The 17,847-nt window shown below is 59.5% G+C and carries 19 protein-coding genes; 5 read left to right on the top strand and 14 right to left on the bottom strand.

Translation table 11 applies throughout. From position 1 onward, the window contains the following. Positions 1-14 precede the first annotated feature (14 nt). The 6 genes from ARCT_RS27890 to ARCT_RS0104960 form a co-directional block, all read right to left on the bottom strand. Entirely contained in the window at positions 15-1,052 is a 1,038-nt protein-coding gene (locus ARCT_RS27890) for an energy transducer TonB family protein (RefSeq protein ID WP_240476254.1), read from the bottom strand. Positions 1,053-1,171: 119 nt separating this feature from the next. After that, complete coding sequence (locus tag ARCT_RS0104980; protein ID WP_027239069.1) at positions 1,172-1,558, bottom strand: ExbD/TolR family protein; 387 nt, start codon at positions 1,556-1,558, stop codon at positions 1,172-1,174. Then, positions 1,558-1,941, bottom strand: a complete 384-nt coding sequence (locus ARCT_RS0104975; RefSeq protein WP_240476252.1) for an ExbD/TolR family protein — start codon at positions 1,939-1,941, stop codon at positions 1,558-1,560. Before ARCT_RS0104975 ends, ARCT_RS0104980 begins: the two co-directional genes overlap by 1 nt. Continuing rightward, the gene (locus ARCT_RS0104970) at positions 1,931-2,632 is read right to left on the bottom strand and encodes a MotA/TolQ/ExbB proton channel family protein (protein WP_027239067.1); all 702 of its coding nucleotides are present in this window, start codon (positions 2,630-2,632) and stop codon (positions 1,931-1,933) included. The genes ARCT_RS0104975 and ARCT_RS0104970 overlap by 11 nt, the downstream gene beginning before the upstream one ends. Then, entirely contained in the window at positions 2,629-3,084 is a 456-nt protein-coding gene (locus tag ARCT_RS0104965; protein WP_027239066.1) for a hypothetical protein, read from the bottom strand. The genes ARCT_RS0104970 and ARCT_RS0104965 overlap by 4 nt, the downstream gene beginning before the upstream one ends. 26 nt (positions 3,085-3,110) lie before the next feature. After that, the gene (locus ARCT_RS0104960) at positions 3,111-5,123 is read right to left on the bottom strand and encodes a TonB-dependent receptor domain-containing protein (protein ID WP_027239065.1); all 2,013 of its coding nucleotides are present in this window, start codon (positions 5,121-5,123) and stop codon (positions 3,111-3,113) included. Between the two features lie 249 nt (positions 5,124-5,372). On the opposite strand from ARCT_RS0104960, the gene ARCT_RS0104955 reads away from it, so the two are divergent. Genes ARCT_RS0104955 through ARCT_RS0104940 form a run of 4 tightly spaced genes read left to right on the top strand, consistent with a single transcriptional unit; the run spans position 5,373 to position 9,323 of the window. Beyond that, positions 5,373-6,461 (top strand): hemin-degrading factor, encoded by a 1,089-nt coding sequence (locus ARCT_RS0104955; RefSeq protein WP_036784432.1) that lies wholly within the window; start codon positions 5,373-5,375, stop codon positions 6,459-6,461. Beyond that, positions 6,458-7,405: a heme/hemin ABC transporter substrate-binding protein gene (locus ARCT_RS0104950; RefSeq protein ID WP_027239063.1), complete on the top strand. Its 948-nt coding sequence runs from the start codon at positions 6,458-6,460 to the stop codon at positions 7,403-7,405. Before ARCT_RS0104955 ends, ARCT_RS0104950 begins: the two co-directional genes overlap by 4 nt. Continuing rightward, on the top strand, positions 7,402-8,496 hold the full coding sequence (locus ARCT_RS0104945) for a FecCD family ABC transporter permease (protein WP_027239062.1): 1,095 nt from the start codon (positions 7,402-7,404) through the stop codon (positions 8,494-8,496). The genes ARCT_RS0104950 and ARCT_RS0104945 overlap by 4 nt, the downstream gene beginning before the upstream one ends. A gap of 2 nt (positions 8,497-8,498) precedes the next feature. Then, positions 8,499-9,323: a heme ABC transporter ATP-binding protein gene (locus tag ARCT_RS0104940; RefSeq protein ID WP_051361011.1), complete on the top strand. Its 825-nt coding sequence runs from the start codon at positions 8,499-8,501 to the stop codon at positions 9,321-9,323. A 138-nt stretch (positions 9,324-9,461) separates the two neighbouring features. On the opposite strand, the gene ARCT_RS0104935 is transcribed toward ARCT_RS0104940, so the two are convergent. The 5 genes from ARCT_RS0104935 to ARCT_RS0104915 form a co-directional block, all read right to left on the bottom strand. Next, entirely contained in the window at positions 9,462-11,009 is a 1,548-nt protein-coding gene (locus tag ARCT_RS0104935; protein ID WP_051361010.1) for a polyamine aminopropyltransferase, read from the bottom strand. A 64-nt stretch (positions 11,010-11,073) separates the two neighbouring features. Further along, on the bottom strand, positions 11,074-11,298 hold the full coding sequence (locus tag ARCT_RS0104930; protein WP_027239059.1) for a DUF350 domain-containing protein: 225 nt from the start codon (positions 11,296-11,298) through the stop codon (positions 11,074-11,076). An 11-nt stretch (positions 11,299-11,309) separates the two neighbouring features. Beyond that, positions 11,310-11,468: a hypothetical protein gene (locus tag ARCT_RS28335; protein ID WP_027239058.1), complete on the bottom strand. Its 159-nt coding sequence runs from the start codon at positions 11,466-11,468 to the stop codon at positions 11,310-11,312. A gap of 1 nt (position 11,469) precedes the next feature. Then, positions 11,470-12,780, bottom strand: a complete 1,311-nt coding sequence (locus ARCT_RS0104920) for a DUF4178 domain-containing protein (RefSeq protein ID WP_027239057.1) — start codon at positions 12,778-12,780, stop codon at positions 11,470-11,472. Then, positions 12,777-13,388: a DUF4178 domain-containing protein gene (locus ARCT_RS0104915; RefSeq protein ID WP_027239056.1), complete on the bottom strand. Its 612-nt coding sequence runs from the start codon at positions 13,386-13,388 to the stop codon at positions 12,777-12,779. The genes ARCT_RS0104920 and ARCT_RS0104915 overlap by 4 nt, the downstream gene beginning before the upstream one ends. A gap of 313 nt (positions 13,389-13,701) precedes the next feature. Between ARCT_RS0104915 and ARCT_RS0104910 the strand changes: the two genes are divergently transcribed. Next, positions 13,702-13,929 carry a DUF1127 domain-containing protein gene (locus ARCT_RS0104910; protein WP_027239055.1) on the top strand — a complete coding sequence of 76 codons (228 nt, stop codon included), beginning with the start codon at positions 13,702-13,704 and terminating at the stop codon, positions 13,927-13,929. A 142-nt stretch (positions 13,930-14,071) separates the two neighbouring features. On the opposite strand, the gene ARCT_RS25470 is transcribed toward ARCT_RS0104910, so the two are convergent. The 3 genes from ARCT_RS25470 to ARCT_RS0104895 all read right to left on the bottom strand — a co-directional run bounded on the left by ARCT_RS25470 (position 14,072) and on the right by ARCT_RS0104895 (position 17,819). Further along, entirely contained in the window at positions 14,072-15,871 is a 1,800-nt protein-coding gene (locus ARCT_RS25470; protein WP_240476250.1) for a methyl-accepting chemotaxis protein, read from the bottom strand. Positions 15,872-16,250: 379 nt separating this feature from the next. Next, on the bottom strand, positions 16,251-16,988 hold the full coding sequence (locus ARCT_RS0104900; protein WP_027239054.1) for a FadR/GntR family transcriptional regulator: 738 nt from the start codon (positions 16,986-16,988) through the stop codon (positions 16,251-16,253). Positions 16,989-16,994: 6 nt separating this feature from the next. Continuing rightward, a complete protein-coding gene (locus ARCT_RS0104895) occupies positions 16,995-17,819 on the bottom strand; it encodes a sulfite exporter TauE/SafE family protein (protein WP_027239053.1) in 825 nt (274 codons plus the stop codon). Between the last annotated feature and the right edge of the window lie 28 nt (positions 17,820-17,847).

Raw genomic sequence — 17,847 nt, 5'->3', positions numbered from 1 at the left:
TGCACTCTTGCGGCTCACTGCCCCTTGATCCGGACGGTAAAGCTGGTGCGCGCGCCATTGGGTGGCGGCGGAAAGGGCGCGGCGCGGCGGATCTGTGCCAGCGCAATTCCATCCAGTTTGCCCGACCCCGAGCTGCGCGCAATGCTCACCCCGGCCAGGCCGCCACCAGCCGTTATGCGAAAGCGCACCAGCGCGACCCCCCGGACATCTGCCCGCCGTTTGGCTCGTTGAATGCGGCGCATCACCAAACCAGAGTAATTGCTGGCCGCTGCATTGCCCTGCGTCTGTGCCGTGCCCGCCGCGCTTGCGGCCAGCCCCCCCGCTGTGCTGCGGGTCGAATGCTGGGTGCCGCGGGTTGCGCTGGCCGCTGCATTGCCGCGCGGCTTTGCCGTCGCCACGGGTGTGACAGCTGCATTTTCTGCCCTGCGTGGAGCGGGGGCCGGTTCTGGCGAGACCGGCGGTTCAGCCGGATGTTCAACTGGACGCTCAGGGGGGCGCAGGGAATGGGTAACCACCGGGCTTTGCGGCTCTGGCGGTTGCGCCTCATTGGGCTCAACAGGTGGTACAGCTGTTGCCTCAGCCGGGGTTTGCACCATAGTTTGCGCTGTGGTTTGCACCACTGGGCTGGCCTGCTCGATCTGAGATACCGGTTCCGCCACATCCAGCACCGCATTTGTGGCGGGCTCAGCAAGTGGCGGTTGGGCAAGTTCAAGCCCCGGGTTCAGCGCAGCTGGTTCGACAGGTGGTTCGACAGGTGGCTCCACTGGCGGTTCTCCCCTGAGAGGAACCAAGGGTACGCCACCTTGAACGGTTTTGATCTGCGCAACGGGGGCCGGACCCTCGGCCACAAGCCGTTTCATCAAGGGCGAGCTGGCAGGGGCAGCAGGCTGCGGCTGAACCGGTGGTGCTGGTGCGGCCTGAGGGACAGGCTGCGGCGCCACGGCCTCTTTTGGGGTTTCGACCCCAACCGCCAGATTGGTAAAACTGTTGCCCTGCGCCGCCAAAGCAGTCCTGCCTCCCGCCTGCTGCACCGGGTTTGTCTTACTCTGCAAGACAGGGACAGCATGCAGTCCCAAGGCCAGGAGCAGGGAAAGAAATGCCGCCATTTGCGATTGCGGCACCTGTCGGAGCACAGCATTTAATTGCCCAACATTTAATTGCCCGGCCATGGCTACAGTGCCCTTTCAGAGATCAGAACCACCCGCTGCGCCCCCGCTGCGCGCAGAGCATTGCCAAGTCGCACCAGCTCCCTGGCTGGCAGGGCCTGATCCGGCACAATCCGCACCACCTGCCGCGCCTCAGGTGACAACCCGGCCATATAGCTCTTGGCCCCGGCAACAGGCTGACCGCGCAGCGACAACCGCCCATCCGCATGCGCCACCAGGGTATCCGGGGGCTCCCGCCCCTCAAGATCCGAGGTCTTGACCAGCGTCAGGTCCTTGTCGATGGGCGGCGCCAGAGTGCCGGCAATCATAAAAAAGATCAGCATCAGAAACACGATGTTGATCAGGGCGATTGTTGGTTCTTTCTGCGTCTGAGAACGGGTTTTCAACTGCATCAGCCCAGGACCACCGTTTGCAGGTTTTCTACCTGTCGCAGCACCGCCAGCAGATCGACCAGACGCTGCGAAGTCGCCTGCGCATTGGGGCTGATCAGAACCAGATGGCCCCGGCTGTCCTGCGGCTGGCTGCGGATCAGGTCCGCGATCCGGTCCAGATCAACGCTCTGACCGTTCAGCATCACAGCGTCGGGCCCAAGACTGACAAACAGCTTTTGACGGCTCGGCGCTGTACTGCCAGTGCCAGCCGCCATCAGCTCAACCTCGCCATATTTCGAGAAGGTTGAGGTCAGCATAAAAAACAGCAGCAACAGGAAAATCACATCAATAAGCGAGGTCATCGACAGGCGTCCACGCTGGGGAGGGGAGAGTTTAACCGGCATGTGCCACGGGTCCCACAGGCGGCGCGACACCAGCCTCGGGAGATATCTGAGCCGCCGCAGCGGGCTGAGACCCCGCCGATACCTGAGGCGCAAAGACAACCCGCAAAGCCTGATTGGCAAAGACCCGTTCGCGCTGCATCCGCGCCGTAAGCCAGCTCAGCACCAGCGAGGTTGGCATCGCCACCGCCAGCCCCGCAGCCGTCGTCAGCAGCGCCACCCAGATCCCGCCCGCCAGCAGCGAGGGATCCACCGAAGAACCGGCAGACTGCAGCTTCTGAAAGGCTTCGATCATGCCGATCACAGTGCCAAAAAGCCCCATCAAAGGCGCCAGTTGCGCCACCATATCCAGCGCCCCCAGCCCGCGCTCCAGCTGCGCAAACCGGGCTTCTGCCTCGGCGTCGACCCGCTCTGACAGTTCCGCAGACTGCGGTGACGTCAAGGCCATGCGCAACACCGGACCAAGGTAGGATCGGCTTTCGCCCAGCGCCTTGAGCGCCCGCTCCCTGTCGCCATTATCCCAGGCGGCGACAGCCGTTGCCAGCTGCCGGTGGCGCCCCACCCGCGCCGCCTGGTATTGCCACAATTTGTAGATCACCAGCGCCGCTGTCAGCACCGAAACACACAAAAGCAGCAAAACAACGGGCCCCCCAAGATCCAGAACACGCGTGATGGCCTCTTGGATCAGGGTCATCCCAACAACTCCATCTTGGTCCGGCTGGTCAGGGTCAGCCCCTGCGAACACCCCCCCACGTCCAGGCCCGCAGCGGTGCAGGTCTGGGCTCCGTTTATCAGCACCCGGCTGATGTCAGCGCAGGGCTGTGGAAATTGAAACTGCCGCACCCGCAGGCGCCCGGCAGGAAGATCTTGAAAATCCAACAGGGTCAGACGAGACACCTGACCAGCGGCGTCGAACAAAACCATCTCGTAGACCGCCTTGTCGATGTCCTGCCCGTGGCTATTGGTCACCACAAAGGACAGCTTGCAGGCCGCCCCGATGTCCTCGGCCGCGCTTAGCTCGATCGAGATTGCCTCGGGCCTTGCTCCGGGCACAGGCGGCATTGCCTCCTGCGCCGTTGCATGGCCTCCAAAGACACCGCAATATCCAAGCGCCAGAGCCGCGGTAAAGTGAGCCAGTTGTGCCATCTGTGACCTCATTTGTTGTGGTTGGATCAGAAGGATTTTGCCAAAGTCAGCTTAAAGTTACGCCCTGTTTTGTATTCGGTGGCGAGGTTGGGCTTGTACTGGCGATCAAATGCATTCTCGATCCCAAGGCGGATCTCGGCGCCTTGCAGCGCTCCCGATTGTGGACGGTAGGTTGCCCGCAAATTGCTGACTCCATAGCCACCGTAGTTGCGCGAACCATTCTCGGCCACCACCTGTTCCCAGCTCAGATCCCAGGCCTCACCAAGGCGCTTACCCACAGTCAGGCGCGCGGAGTTGGCTGGCGCATTGTCCCACTGCCCCCAAAGCCCCGAGGATTGCAGCGCATCGTAGTCGCCATAGGCTGTGTTCAGATCAAAATAGGTTCCGTTTTCCATGGCATAGGTCATTTCAACCTCCAAACCATGGCTTTCGACTGCGCCGATGCCCGAATAGGAAGTGACATCCCACAGACGTGTGAAGAAGACATTTGCCTTGACCTGGAGCGAGTCATCGCCCGCAAAGACGCCGCTCGACGCATAGGCAGCGCCGAACTCATAGGTTGTCGATTTTTCGGGTTGGTTCATATAGGTTGGGTTGTTCAAATCGTCGAGGATCGGCAAGCTTTCGGTATAGGCCGCACTGGCAAATACAGAGACCCCGGAGTCAAATTCATAGCGCGCTGAAATGCCACCCATCAAAGCCGAATTGTCATAGCGATCCCCAGCATAGGTCCCCGCCCCGGTGATCTTTTGACTTTCCCAACGCAAAGCCGGACTGATTGTCCAATGGCCCCCTAGATCGATGTCATCAACAAGAAACAGGGCGGTCCGCTCATCCCTGCCGCCGGGGACTGAAACATTGCCAGAAACCGGATCTACCTGACTTTCAAGGCGGTCCTTGCTGATCCATTCAACCCCGAACCGCAAATCATGCGAGGCTGCACCGGTCTGGAAGAACATGGCGTTTTTGACTGTCAGCTTATCAATGGTGTAGTCGTGATCGCCGTCCAACAAATAATCGGCAAAACCACCCGGATTGGTTGGCTCACTTTCGATATAGATATCGGAATAAGAATACTGCACGGTCAGATCAATCAGATCGTTGCCAACCGGATTGTATTCGTATTTCAGAGTCGCAATCTCGGACTCTGTCTGGCGGTTCACATTGCCAAAGTTGACAACGTTAAACGCATCATAGGGCGCGTCGAATTCCTCGGTTGATGTCTTCTGATAGCTGAATGTCAGCCCGTGTTCACCCGCATCCCCAAAGGTGTATTTGATCTTTGCAAGCCCGGAATAGGGCTCGGTCGCGGTATATTGAATCAGATTGCCATCGCCATCCTTGTAGGCATCCGTATCCCGCTTGGTGTAGTTCAGCAGAACCTCAAGGTTTTCCATCGGCTGCCAGGCGATGATCGACGAGCTGTGATATCCCGCGCCGTTGCTGGAGTAGCCAAGCGTCTGCCGAAAGCGCAAACCAATTTCACCACCGGTGAAGTCGGAGGCATCTTTGGTTTCAAAAGAGACCACACCGCCAATGATGCCCGATCCAAATTCAAACGAGCCAACCGTACCGCGATTTACTGAGACGCTTTTGTAAAGGGAAGGATCGGTAAACAGCTGCGTGCCGACGCGGTAGATCTCTTCTGATCCGGTTGTGGCGCCATCAATGACAATGGCTACTTTCTGGTCGGTGCCATAGGTGCCATTGGCGCCAAAGCCTCGGATATTGATCCCCGAGCCTTCGGGACGCGACCCGTTTACCAGGGCAACGCCTGGAACGGAATCGATCAGTTCAGCAATCGTGCCTGCCTGCCGGTCGTCAATTTCTTCCTGGTTGATCACTGTCAGCGCCTCGGCGGTACCGACCTGAACTTCGCGCTTCCCCTGACCCAGCTCAATGGTGCCCAGGAACCCTTCACCCTGAACCTCGGGTGGCAGTTCTTCTAGCAGATCCTGCGCCAATGCCCCCGATCCGAGCGTCAAACCCAATATGGAAACGGTCCCCAGCAAATGCTGCGTCAGCCGAAATTTCCCCATCACATGTCCCTTTGCGTCTTGGTCTTTGAACCGAAGCTTGCAGAAGGGGCTGGCGCGGTAGTTTCTATAGTTTCTGGTGGAATCATTGATTTCCACTTGAGGCTGATAGTAAAGGTGATAAAAACAGTCAACATAAATAAACCGCTGCGTCACCGCAGCTGCCAGCCCGAAGCTGCCCCCCAAATCGATGGGTCAACGCGCCGGCGCCAGCCCTTTCCGCACCAACTTGCAACTTTGAAAGGGCCAGACATGAGCCTTACTCCGCCGCTGGACTCGCAGGCCATTCGCCAGATGCGTCAAGAAAACCACAAGATGCGCGATCGCGATTTTGCCGCGCAGTTCAACATCAGCGAAGCCCAGCTGGTGGCCGCCTATCTGGGTGAGGGCGTGACCCAAATAAATGCTGAGCTCGACCAGATCTTTCCACGGCTTGCCGCATTGGGAGAGGTCATGGCCCTGACGCGCAACGACTCCTGCGTGATCGAAAAGGTCGGAACCTATAGCGACTACCGTCCCGGCAAACATGCCTCCATGGTGCTCACCCCCGAGATTGATCTGCGGCTTTTCCCCCGCCACTTTGCCTTTGCTTTTGCGGTTGAACGCAGCTCGGACGCAGGCCTGCGCCGCGCGCTGCAGTTCTTTGATGCCGCCGGAGACGCGGTACACAAGGTCCACCTGCGTCCGGCCTCCAACCTTGATGCCTGGGCTGCCCTGGTCCAGGATCTGGCGCTGCCTGACCAGCAGACCCTGCCAGAGGTCACCCCGCGCCAACCACCGGAACCCGCCAAGGCAGATCCCAAAATGGCGGAGCAGCTGCGCCGTGAATGGGCCAAGATGACAGACACCCATCAGTTTCGCCAACTGACCTCCAGGCTAAAGATGAACCGTCTGGGGGCTTACCGGATCGCCGGGGAGCCATTGGCGCGGCAACTTGTTGCGGATGCCGTGGATACCATGCTGCAAGCCCTACGCGATCAGGGCACCGAAGTGATGATCTTTGTCGGCAACCCCGGCTGCATCCAGATCCACGCAGGTCCGGTGCACAGCTTGCGCCGCATGGGCCCCTGGCAAAACATCCTTGATCCGGGCTTTGACCTGCACCTGCGTCTGGACCATCTGCACGAGGTCTGGGCGGTGAGCAAGCCAACCCAGCATGGTGCTGCGATCTCGGTCGAAGGCTTTGATCGCCAGGGGCGCGTACTCCTACAGGTCTTTGGCCGCCGTGTTGAAAACCGCGACCACCGCCCGGAGTGGGGTGAAATTGTTGCGGCTCTGCCCTCACTCTGCGCACCACTAGCGGATCAGGCCGCCACCCCAGCTGCGGAGGCAGTCCAATGAGCATGCTTTCGTCCATATCTTCTGGTGTCAAAACCGGGCTGAGCCTGGCTCTGCTTGCTCTGGTTCCAGCCCAGGTCACACAGGCGCAGGTCACACAGGCGCAGGTCACACAGGCACAGGCTCAGATCCCACCGGCCCACATCCCAGCAGCAGAGGCACCCAGCCGGATTGTCTCAATTGGTGGCGCGGTGACGGAAATCGTCTATGCACTGGGGCAGGAAAACCGTCTGGTGGCCCGCGACACCACCTCCAACTTCCCTGCCAAGGCTGCAGAGCTGCCAAATGTCGGCTATGCCCGCGCCCTCTCCCCCGAGGGGGTTCTGTCCGTTAACCCCGATCTGATCCTCGCCTCCGAGGGTTCCGGCCCGCCAGAGGCCCTGGCGGTGTTAAAGCAGGCCGGGCTGGCCTATGTCGAAGTGCCGGAAATCTACTCTGCCACAGGCGTTATTGCCAAAATCGAAACCGTGGCAGAGGCTTTGGATCAGCATGAGGCTGGCGCGGCCCTGGTGGCGCAGGTCAGTGCTGACCTTGCAGCGGCGCAGGAACTGGCGCTCCAGGCCGCAGGCGACAGGCCCAAGCGGGTGCTCTTTGTGCTCTCCACCCAGGCCGGGCGCATCACCGCCAGCGGCACGGGAACCGGTGCGGATGGCATCATCACCATGGCCGGCGCCGTCAATGCGATCAGCGATTTTGCCGGGTACAAGCAGTTGACCGACGAAGCCATTGCCGCCGCCGCGCCAGATGTCATTCTGGCAATGGATCGTGGCGGCGACCACGGGCTCACCAAGGCCTCGCTGCCCAGCCTGCCTGCGCTGATGCTGACCCCAGCGGCACAGAATGGTCAGCTCATTCGCATGGACGGTGCGCTGCTCCTGCAGTTTGGTCCCCGCGCGGCCCGCACCGTCAAAGATCTGTCTCAGGCCATTTACGGGGCTGCCGAGTGACCGCGCTGTCAACCGATATCAAGGGGGCAAACCCGCCCCCCGGCTCCGCCCCTCTTGCCGATCGCCGTGTCAGAGCCCGGCAATTGACCGTTATTTTGACCCTCCTTCTCATCGTGACCTCCGTTCTGTCCCTCACCACCGGTGCCTCAGATGCATCGCTCTGGACGGCGCTGAAAGATCTGGCTGCGGGGCGGGAACTGTCCACAATGGACCGTGTGGTGCTGTTGGATATTCGCCTGCCGCGCCTGTGCATGGGCATATTGGTTGGCGCCGCGCTGGCACTTTCTGGCGCGGTGATGCAGGGGCTGTTTCGCAACCCGCTGGCCGACCCTGGTATCGTCGGGGTCAATGCTGGCGCCGGGCTGGCCGCTGCTGCCGCGATCGTATTGGGCGGCCTGCTTCCAGTCCCCCTGCAGCAGATACTTGGCTATTGGGTCGTCCCTGTTGCCGCCTTTTTGGGCGGATGGGTGTCGACCCTGCTGCTGTACCGGGTCTCGACCTGGGGTGGCAGAACCTCGGTTGCAACCATGTTGCTGGCAGGGATCGCAATGGGGGCACTTGCCGGAGCCGCGTCTGGCGTCCTGACCTATATCAGCGATGATGCCCAATTGCGGGACTTGAATTTTTGGGGATTGGGGTCTCTTGCCGGAGCCACTTGGGCCAAGGTCCTGTCGGCTTTACCGATCATTTGTCTTGCGCTGGCCACAGCCCCCTTTTTGGCGCGTGGCCTGAATGGCATGGCCTTGGGGGAAGCCGCTGCCGGCCATGTGGGCATTGCCGTGCAACGGGTGAAAAACACCGCGATCCTGGCCGTGGCCGGGGCCACCGGGGCCGCGGTGGCGGTCTCTGGCGGGATTGGTTTTATCGGCATTGTGGTGCCGCATCTGCTGCGCCTTGCAACGGGTCCCGATCACCACAGCCTGCTGCCCAATGCCGCCCTGCTTGGCGCATCGCTGCTGCTGGCGGCGGATATATCAGCCCGGGTCATCGTTGCGCCGGCAGAGCTGCCCATCGGCATTATCACCGCCATCCTGGGCGCGCCGGTGTTTTTGTGGATCCTGCTCAAACGACGGGGAGATCTGGGAATATGACCATGACAACGCACATCGGGCCCACAGCGCAATTGGAGGCCAAGGGCATCAGCGTCAAACTGGGGCGCAGCCAAGTCTTGCACGCGGTTGATTTCACGGCCACCTCTGGCAAGGTAACCGCAATTGTCGGCCCCAATGGGTCTGGCAAAACAACCCTGCTGCGCGCCATGACCGGCGAAGTGCCCCACGGTGGCCAGGTGCGCCTCAACGGGGTGGATGTGGCCAACCTGAAGCCCTGGGAGTTGGCAGCCATTCGTGCGGTGCAGCCGCAAAACAGCAGCATTGCCTTTCCCTTTACCGTGCTCGAAATTGTGCGTTTGGGTCTCAGCGCTGGCCTGTCGGCCGCCGATAGTTCGGTTCCCCTGCAGGCGCTAGGAACCGTTGGCCTATCCGGTTTTGCCGGGCGCATGTATCAGGATCTGTCAGGTGGGGAACAACAGCGCGTGCAACTGGCGCGGGTTATAACCCAGGTATGGGAGCCGGTTGTGGATGGAGCTCCGCGCTGGCTGATCCTGGATGAGCCCGTCGCCAGCCTCGACATCGGGCACCAGTTCACCGTGATGGATCTGGCCCGCAGCTATGCCGCGCGTGGGGGCGGAGTTGTTGCGGTGATGCATGACCTCAACCTTACCGCCATGTTTGCCGACCATATGGTGCTGATGGAGGCAGGACAGGTGGCTGCAACCGGCACTCCGGCTGAGGTGCTGACGGATGCAACCTTGGCACGCACCTATGGCTGCCCGATCCCGGTCAACACCACCCCCCCTATCGAGATACCCTTTCTGCTGCCACAGGCGCGCGCGGCGTTGCCGGCGCAGGCCCGTTAGCAGGCTGGCGGCGAGGCAAGCATCGGTCTCGCCCGACTATGTGTAGGCGGGCTGCGTAGCGGCAAGCATCAGGTGATCGGGCCCGTGTTTTACACCGGGCCCGCATCCTTCCCCCTTTGGAGCCATGGCGCCTGCCTTCTACTCAAACCAACGCGCCCAACCATCCAGGTAGTAGCCAACCAAAGCATGTGATTGCACCGTATTGACCGCGACCGGCACTGGCCCGCTTTGCGGATCAAACACCTGCGCCGCCTGCCAGACTTCCGGCGTAATATATTTCAGCTGCGCGGCGACATCTGTCGGCAGGCCTGTCGGCAAGTCAAGCCGCGTCGAGGCCAGTTTTTGTGGACTGGCCAGTACAAACCCCCAATCGCCAAAGCTGGGCAGGTAGGCATGATAGGGCAGTGTCGCAAGCCCCGCGCCCGGGGCCTGGGGGTTGCGGCTGGACTGCAGGGTCGCATTGATCGACCAGAAGGCTTCGCGGGCAAAAAGCGGCGATCCCGCCTGCGTCACCATAACCCCCTGCGCGCTCAGCCGCTCGACCAGAGCACCATAGAATTGGCGGCTATAGAGCTTGGACAGGGCCAGGTTCTTGGGGTCGGGAAGATCTACGAAGATGACGTCATAGACCGCACTGCTGTCGTCAACAAAGCGCCAGGCATCGGCGTTTTTGATCTCGACGCGTGGATCAGACAGAGATCCGCTGTTCAGCTGTGACAGATCCGGGTGGTCACGAAACAGCGCAGTGACACGCGGATCCAGATCGACCAGCGTGACCTTATCGACCTCAGCCCAGCGCAAGACCTCGCGTAGCGCCATACCATCGCCACCGCCAAGGATCAGAACGGATTTGCGCCGTGGTGCCAGAGCCATGGCCGGATGCACCAGGCTTTCATGGTAGCGGTACTCATCCAGGCTATCAAACTGGATCGAGTAATCCAGAAACAGCCGGGTGCGGTCGCGATACCGGGTGACGGTGATCTGCTGATAGGGCGTGGCTTCGCTGAGGATGATATCATCCTCAAACAGATTGCTCTCCGTCACCGACACCAAACGCTCTGCCTGCCACAGCGCAAGCAGCGTCACCAGCAGGGCAATTGCCCAGACCCCCACCTGAGCCCGACTGGTATCGCGGCGAAAAACCCACAAGGAAAGCCCCGCAACCCCTAGGTTCAGGGTCCCAAAGGCCAGGCTCCCGGCCATCAGCCCAAGATGTGGAATGATCAGCAATGGAAAGGCAAGCGAGGCCACCAGCGCGCCAATGTAATCGACGCTGAGAACATTCTCAAAGCGAAACTCCGGTGCACCAATGTCTTTGAGCACCCGCGCGATCAGCGGGATCTCCATCCCCGACAACAGCCCAACCGTGACCAGCAATCCGTAGAGCGGCAGGCTGACGCTCTCCATCCAGGCAAAGCTGAGAAACACAGCCGGCGCCATGAACCCACCCGCGACCCCCAGCAGGATCTGCGCCCAGACAAAGCCCGCCATGGCGCGGTCGACATAGCGCGACAGCCAGGCCCCCAACCCCATGGAAGACAGGAATACCCCAATCACATACGAGAACTGGCGCACGGAATCGCCCAGCAGGTAGCTCGACAATGTGGCCGCGATCAGCTCATAGATAAGGCCCGCCACAGCCACCAGAAAGGTCGCCACCAAGAGCCAGGTTTCCCGCAGGCGCAGGGATTTGGCCGCCGCAACCGGGTCAGCTGATGCGCCTGCCTCCGCTGCCGTTGCGCAATGCGGGTCAGGAGACAATGACAGCCGCAATGATAATAGAGATCGACACGAACACCAGTCCGATCAACACCGCCAGCGCCATGTTCTGATCCTGCTCGATCTCTTTCATGATGGGAAAAGGCGTTATCCAGTCAATGACCTTCCAGACCAGCCCCATGAGCGCGACCCCCAGGATGGTATAGACAATGGTGCTGATCATTTCAGTCAGCTGAATTGCAGCAAGATACTCCATGAGAACCCTCTCTATTTGATACTTCCATTCAATCCCCGCCCTGCGCTCACGGCGCGGATCGAGCGATCCAGATCACGGCTTTCGCCGCCATGGCCCATATAGGCGACATAGGTGGTTCCAGCGATGGCCAGGCCCGAAAGCAGGACAAAGATCAGGCGAAACAAAATCATCTCAATCGTCGTCCTCATCGACCCAGTCGCTGTCGCGCCAGCGGGCCCTGTTATGCAGATAGCGGCGCAGCATCGGCAGGCCGCCGATACAACCAAAGCCAAGAGCCAGCAAGACCAGCCAGAAACTGCTGGAAACACCATTGCGAATTTGCAGGTTCACCACGGTCATCTGGCGCTGCGGCGAAGAGGCGCGATTCACACTTGGCGCCCAAAAACCGCTTTCTTCCAAATTCAGCGTCACCGAATAGATTCCAGCCGTCGGCGGGAAAAAGGCCAGGCTCGCCGCATTGCTGCCCTCGCTCCAGCTGCCCTCATTGTCGTGGCCATTGTAATATTCCACGGTGCGCCCGGATTCAAACAGCACCTCGCCCTCGGGATCTTCCAGCTCGACCGACAGGAAATGCCAACTATTGCGCCCATTGCCCTGCAGATCAATGCGCGTCAGCCGCCCTGGTTTGGTCACCTCAAACGGGATGGTCACCGGCAGCTCCGCCACAGGGAACTGCTGCCGCGTCTCGGCCCGCTCCCCGTTTTGCAGCGCCAAGATCATCGCCAAAAACAGGCACAGCACCATGCAGCCCAGTCCGGCCTTGGTCACAAAACCAGCGTTGGCCCCTGCCTTCATTTTCTGAAGCGCATGTACACCGCTTGGCTTGCCCCCAGAAGGCAGATCAAAGCCGGAAAGCTCGCCCCGCTGCAGGTAGACCGTGTGGTAGATCTCGCGCTCCCGGTTGGTGGTCGAAAAGCCCAACATCGCATTTTCGGACATCGCCGTAATTGTGGTGGTCTTCTGTCCCTTGCGCGGCGCCCAGGTGAATTCACCTTCGGCATAGATCACAGCGCTGGTTGAAGTGTCATAATATTGGAACACCTCCCCCCCTGCCCGCACCCTCGGGCGGGTGTCTGCTCGATTGACCTCAGCTGCTGACAGCCAGCCCACTGGTTTGCGGTAGCGCCGAGAAAAGGTCAGATGGCCATCCTCAAGGGTGATCCAGGCATAGCCATGGGTGGGAGAGAATACCTGATGGTCCACCCATTTCCAACTGCGCCCGCGCCAGGCCTCTTCGTGTTCAAGAATGCCAATGACGGTATAATTCACCCCAAAAATCTGCCCCGCCGCGCCAATCTTGATCGGCGTCTCCGGGCGCTCCAGAATATTGAATTTTGCCAGAGTCTTATAATTGTCCAACGCGTCCAGCGCCGTACCGCAATAGCTACAGATATGGGTGGTCACCCGACCGCCGCCCAGAATGTCGAGCCCGGCCCCGCAGGCGGTGCAATTGATCGACTTCAGCTCTGGGTTCAGGCTCATGCGGCTTTGACCTCGACCTCAAAGGGGTCAATCCAGCTGCCAATGAACCATTCATAATCTGTGCCGACACTTTCTGCCGAGAGCACAGTGCCATCCTCCCCCTGCAGGTTGAGAAAACGATAGCTCTCTCCCACGGTCAGCGGGTGCCCAAAGCTGCCCTTGAGGCCAACACAGGTTCCGGTTCCCTCCTCGTCGACGCGAAACCCTTCGGTCTTGTAGCGCAGCGTACGGCCCAGGCGCAGCCTGCCCCGGAATTTTGGCCAGTCTTTTTCAGGCAGCTCACGTTGCAGGATCAAATCGCCCTCATCGACGGAAATCCACACCGGATTACCGGCCCCGTCGATCGCCCAGAATTCATCCCAGGTGCCACGCCCATAGGAAAACCGGGCATGACCCAAAATCTGATACCGCCCCTTGCCGATCTTGAGCTCATCACCCAACTGGCAAATCATCGGCACCTCATGCAGCACCCCCTGATCGCCCGCCAGACGCAGCCCTGCATCCTCTAGCAGCAGGGTGGTCGCACAGGACTCGCAGGTGATCATCTTGACGCTTTTGATCGCCGGGCTGACCGGATGACCACAATTGGGACAATTCATTTCGCTCATGGCGCAATTGTTATGATTAGGGTCATGCTCGCAACGGGAAAAATCACCATTTTCCCCTCATGCTTGCAATTTGCAACAGCCCAGGGTCAGGACCGACGGATCCCGGAATATAGGGGTCCGTCCCGCGCCAGGGGGTAAAGGCTTCACAAAGCGCAAGAATTCTAGCTGAAAGACAATTTTCCTGCCTGAAATTTAGGCCGATCCGCTGCCCGTGTTTGGCGCATAACGGCTATGACGGCACGGCAGCTAGCAGCGCGCAAATCCGCTGCCTATGTTCCCCTCATGGGAGACGTTTTAACAGGAGTGACCTGCAATGGCACATACCGCACTTTACACCGTCCCAACCGCCCTGGGCATTCTGAACCTTCTTGCGAAGCCCTTCACAGCCCTGGGCAGAGGTTTGGTCGCAATTGCCGAAAACAACACCCGCTACCAGACCCTGAACAAACTGATGGCTTTGAGCGACGAAGAACTCGCAAAACGCGGCCTCAAACGTGATCAGCTGGTGCACCACGTCTTTTCCGACAGCTACTATCTTTAAGACAGTTTCACAATTTAGCGGGAGCGCCCCGTTTGAAACAGCCGTGAACTGTGGGCTGAAATTCAAACTGGGCGCTCCCGGCTATTATCCGACATCTCGCCCAACCTGTGATCGCCTTCGATGGTCCTGACTGGTCGATGGCTCAGGCAGACCGAGACAGCAGCTCTTCCTCATAGCCCATCTCATCCAGTTCAAAATCGTCAGTTGCCTCTGCAAAAACCCCCTCAGAGGCGCTGTCCTGCCATTGGCCTTTTTCTCCGGCCTGATCCTGCGCCTCGCGCAACACAAACTGGCCGACCAGCTCGTTTAGACCACGGGCTTCGCCGTTCAAAGACTGGATAGCAGCGCTCGACTCATCAACCATGGTTGCATTCTGCTGGGTCACCTGGTCCAGCTGAGACATGCCGATATTGACTTCGTTGATACCCGTAGCCTGATTGGCAGAGACCGCAGAAATACCCGATACCAGCTCTGATATATGGGCGACCTGCTGTACAACCGCTTCCAGCGCCTTGCCGGCTCCGTCAACCTGCTGCACCCCGTCCTGAACATGACCCGAGCTGGTCCCGATCAGAATTTTGATCTCCTTTGCCGCTTCAGAAGAGCGCTGTGCCAGACCGCGGACCTCAGAGGCAACAACAGCAAAGCCCCGCCCCACTTCCCCGGCACGTGCCGCTTCAACCCCGGCATTGAGCGCCAAGAGATTGGTCTGAAAGGCGATGTCGTCAATCACGCCAATGATCTGTGAAATACGGCTGGAAGATGCCTCGATTTCATTCATGGCAGCAATGGCCCCCTCAACAACCCGGCCGCTGTGTTCGACATCGCTGCGCGCCGTGACCACAGCCTGCTCGACTTCTTTGGTGTTTTGCGCTGCGGTATTGACGCTCATGGCCATCTGCTCCAGCGCGGCTGCGGTCTCTTCCAGCGTTGCGGCCTGGCTGGCCGTGCGCGTCGACAGATCTTCGGAGGCAACCTGGATTTCACTGGAGCGCCCCTGAATTCCCTTACTGGCCAGAACCACCCTGGAAATCAATTCGTTCAGGTTATCTACCGTTTCATTGTAGTCAACGCGCAGGGGTTCATAGTCATCATCAAAAACTTCGCCAATGCGATCACTGAAATTCCCTTTCGACAGGTTTTGCAACCCATTGCCAAGGCGCGCAATGACACGCTCGCCTTCGGCACGTCTGGCATCTTGTTCAGCGAGCGTTAGAACGACACGTTCAGAAATCAAATCAATATCATGGGCAATTTCCCCAAAATCATCCGGGCGCATTCGTTCCGAGATTCTGAGTTCAAAATCGCCTTTTGCCACATCTTTGAGAGCCATGCGCAGACGTTCAATGGGTCTGGTGATGGTCAGCGTCGTTTTCCGTGCATTATACACGACCACCAGGATGGTCAGGCCGGAGATCCCCAGCAAGCTATAAAGCATTGCCATATCATGGGCCCGCGCTGCCGCAGCCGTTTTACTGGAAAGCTCTTCGATATTTTGACCAAGAGGAGTGAGCGCCTGCTTCAATGCAGCGAACTCCTGTAAAAAGGACGGCAGCACCGCCAGAGCCGCAGCTCTATCACGGAAACCCTGGGCCTGAAGATCCTGCGCTGAAGCGATATAGGCCTCTGTCAATGGCATAGCTGCCGCGATCAGGGCCATAATGTCAGGGTGGAGTTCTGTTGCCTTGAGGTTTTCCAGTGAGGCCAGAAGCAGCTCTGCCTCCTCTGCAAGCTCCGCTTTCAACGCCGCCTGATCAGCATTGGAGTGCGCCCCCCCCTCAAGCAGACTGTTGACAACAAGTCCTTCTATCGCTTCGTGTTTTAGATCCGCAGTTAATTCCTGACGCACCGCATCAGTGACTGAAATTTGCCGCTCCAATTCCAGCTCACTCTGCCAAAGACTATAAATCGCAAGACTGGCGAGACATACGATGGAGGACACTGCTGTAATGCCGGAAATGAGCAGCCTTACATTTATTGAGATATTCCTGATCACATCAACACTCCGCCTGGTTGTACAACCTCCCTTCTAAAATCTGTTCCTTAAAATTTCAAAAATCGGAGAAAAATATTAATTCAGAAAAGCGCATCAGAAGAATTCAACAACGAAAAAATTCTCGCCCCCAAAGGAGTTCCGTAATTCCCGTTATTATAAAGATATTTTCTGCCAGACCTGTAGTGTCTGGACACAACATCCTTTCCGCCAGAGTTCCAGCTTCGCTCTGCCACCCTTTTTGCCCCCCCCTTTGCGCCGCCATGCACACTCCAACCGTGCAAAGGTCAGCTATGCAGGCTCGAGACTGTTGCACTGCTCCCCGGCACTATTCCGGTAGAGACGACGACGGAGGCCGGTCTTGCAACAGTGTTTCAGCGACGCAGCGCAGGTGATCCCGCATCGCCTCGGTGGCCGCGGCGCTGTCCCCCCGCAGAATGGCTGCGGCAAGGGTCTGGTGTTGCTGTCCCAAAACAGCAGTCACCTCACGCGAATAGGTCGCAGCCCGGGTGTTGGCCCAACTGGCCTGCGCCCGCACCGATCGGATCGCCTCATAGACGGTCAAAAACAGCGGGTTCTGCGCCATTTCAGCGATTTTGTAGTGAAAGACATCATCCGCCGCATCATAGCTTTGCTGATCCCGCGCATCGAGCGTGGCCTGGGTCGCCAGGGCAAAGACCGCGCGCGCCTTGTCATCGGCGCGCAGGGCTGCCAGCCCGGCCAGAGCGGGCTCGACCTGCAAGCGGACTTCCATCACCTCCTGCGGGCTGACCCGTTGTGCCAGGCTCTTGAGCCGTGCCGCGTCCGGAATGGGGGGCGGTTGCACAAAGGTCCCTTGTCCACGCCGACGAAACAGCGCGCCTTCGGTCTTGAGCTGATCCAGCGCCTGCCGCAGCCGGGCGCGGCTAACCCCCAGATGCTGTGCCATCTCCCGTTCGGGCAACAGCCGATCCCCCCGCAGCACGGCGCCGGTTGCAATCTCTCGCTGCAGCCGCGTCGCAAGCTGCTGCTGCGGCAGAGCCGCATCAGTTGTGCCGCTCGGGCGCTGAGGAGGGCGATCCGTCATTGGCGGTTACAGACCCAAAAGGTCTTTGAACATCCGGGCCGAGGTGAACATCAGGAACAGGCCAAAGGTCAGGCGCAGGGCCCGGCGTGGAATGCTATGGGCCAGTTTGACCCCCACCCGCGCAAAGCTGGTGCTCAATGGAATGATCACCGCTGCCAGGAACAGGTTCACATAGCCCAGGGAAAAGGGCGGCAGCCCTTCGGCGCCCAAACCGGTGGCCATATAGATCAGTGCTCCGGGGACACCGATCACAAACCCAATGGCCGCCGAGGTGCCAACGGCCTTGCGAATGTCATAGCCCAGGAAATTCAAGAGCGGCACACAGACGGTACCGCCGCCAATCCCCATCATTGCCGAGATCGCCCCGGCCACAACGCCCAGGGCGGCCCAGACGGGTTTGGCAAAGCTGCGCGGCGTTGCGCTGTCAGCGCCCGTGCGCAGGATCATGTCCAGTGCCACAAGAGCAGCCACCACGGCAAAGACCGCGATCAGCACCTTACCAGACACCACCCCTCCCAGAATGCCACCAATCGCCACCCCGATCAGGATTGATGGCGCCCAGAGCTTGAGCAAGCCCATATCGATGGCACCTTTGCGGTAGTGGCCATAGCCCGACGACAGCGAGGTGAACACAATTGTCGCCAGCGAGGTGCCAACGGCCACCTGCATGGTAAGCGCACTGTCCAGCCCAGTGAAGGACAGCGCCAAATAGAGGGCCGGCACGATGACAATTCCGCCTCCGACGCCCAATAGCCCGGCCAGTACCCCCCCCAGGATGCCCGACCCGGCCGCAACAGCCGCCAAAGTCAAAAGAGTCTCGGTTTCAAACATTGCTCAGTTCCTCGTTTCTGTATTTGTC

The organism is Pseudophaeobacter arcticus DSM 23566, from assembly GCF_000473205.1.
Taxonomy (GTDB): domain Bacteria; phylum Pseudomonadota; class Alphaproteobacteria; order Rhodobacterales; family Rhodobacteraceae; genus Pseudophaeobacter; species Pseudophaeobacter arcticus.
The sequence above is the reverse complement of the archived record's forward strand: the minus strand, read 5'-3'. Positions and strand labels throughout refer to the sequence as shown.

Excerpts from the sequence above, each read along its gene's own strand:
- ARCT_RS0104980 (WP_027239069.1), bottom strand. The coding sequence starts at position 1,558 with ATGCAGTTGAAAACCCGTTCTCAGACGCAGAAAGAACCAACAATCGCC.
- ARCT_RS0104975 (WP_240476252.1), bottom strand. The coding sequence starts at position 1,941 with ATGCCGGTTAAACTCTCCCCTCCCCAGCGTGGACGCCTGTCGATGACC.
- ARCT_RS0104970 (WP_027239067.1), bottom strand. The coding sequence starts at position 2,632 with ATGACCCTGATCCAAGAGGCCATCACGCGTGTTCTGGATCTTGGGGGG.
- ARCT_RS0104965 (WP_027239066.1), bottom strand. The coding sequence starts at position 3,084 with ATGGCACAACTGGCTCACTTTACCGCGGCTCTGGCGCTTGGATATTGC.
- ARCT_RS0104960 (WP_027239065.1), bottom strand. The coding sequence starts at position 5,123 with ATGGGGAAATTTCGGCTGACGCAGCATTTGCTGGGGACCGTTTCCATA.
- ARCT_RS0104955 (WP_036784432.1), top strand. The coding sequence starts at position 5,373 with ATGAGCCTTACTCCGCCGCTGGACTCGCAGGCCATTCGCCAGATGCGT.
- ARCT_RS0104950 (WP_027239063.1), top strand. The coding sequence starts at position 6,458 with ATGAGCATGCTTTCGTCCATATCTTCTGGTGTCAAAACCGGGCTGAGC.
- ARCT_RS0104940 (WP_051361011.1), top strand. The coding sequence starts at position 8,499 with ATGACAACGCACATCGGGCCCACAGCGCAATTGGAGGCCAAGGGCATC.
- ARCT_RS0104930 (WP_027239059.1), bottom strand. The coding sequence starts at position 11,298 with ATGGAGTATCTTGCTGCAATTCAGCTGACTGAAATGATCAGCACCATT.
- ARCT_RS28335 (WP_027239058.1), bottom strand. The coding sequence starts at position 11,468 with ATGATTTTGTTTCGCCTGATCTTTGTCCTGCTTTCGGGCCTGGCCATC.
- ARCT_RS0104920 (WP_027239057.1), bottom strand. The coding sequence starts at position 12,780 with ATGAGCCTGAACCCAGAGCTGAAGTCGATCAATTGCACCGCCTGCGGG.
- ARCT_RS0104915 (WP_027239056.1), bottom strand. The coding sequence starts at position 13,388 with ATGAGCGAAATGAATTGTCCCAATTGTGGTCATCCGGTCAGCCCGGCG.
- ARCT_RS0104910 (WP_027239055.1), top strand. The coding sequence starts at position 13,702 with ATGGCACATACCGCACTTTACACCGTCCCAACCGCCCTGGGCATTCTG.
- ARCT_RS0104900 (WP_027239054.1), bottom strand. The coding sequence starts at position 16,988 with ATGACGGATCGCCCTCCTCAGCGCCCGAGCGGCACAACTGATGCGGCT.
- ARCT_RS0104895 (WP_027239053.1), bottom strand. The coding sequence starts at position 17,819 with ATGTTTGAAACCGAGACTCTTTTGACTTTGGCGGCTGTTGCGGCCGGG.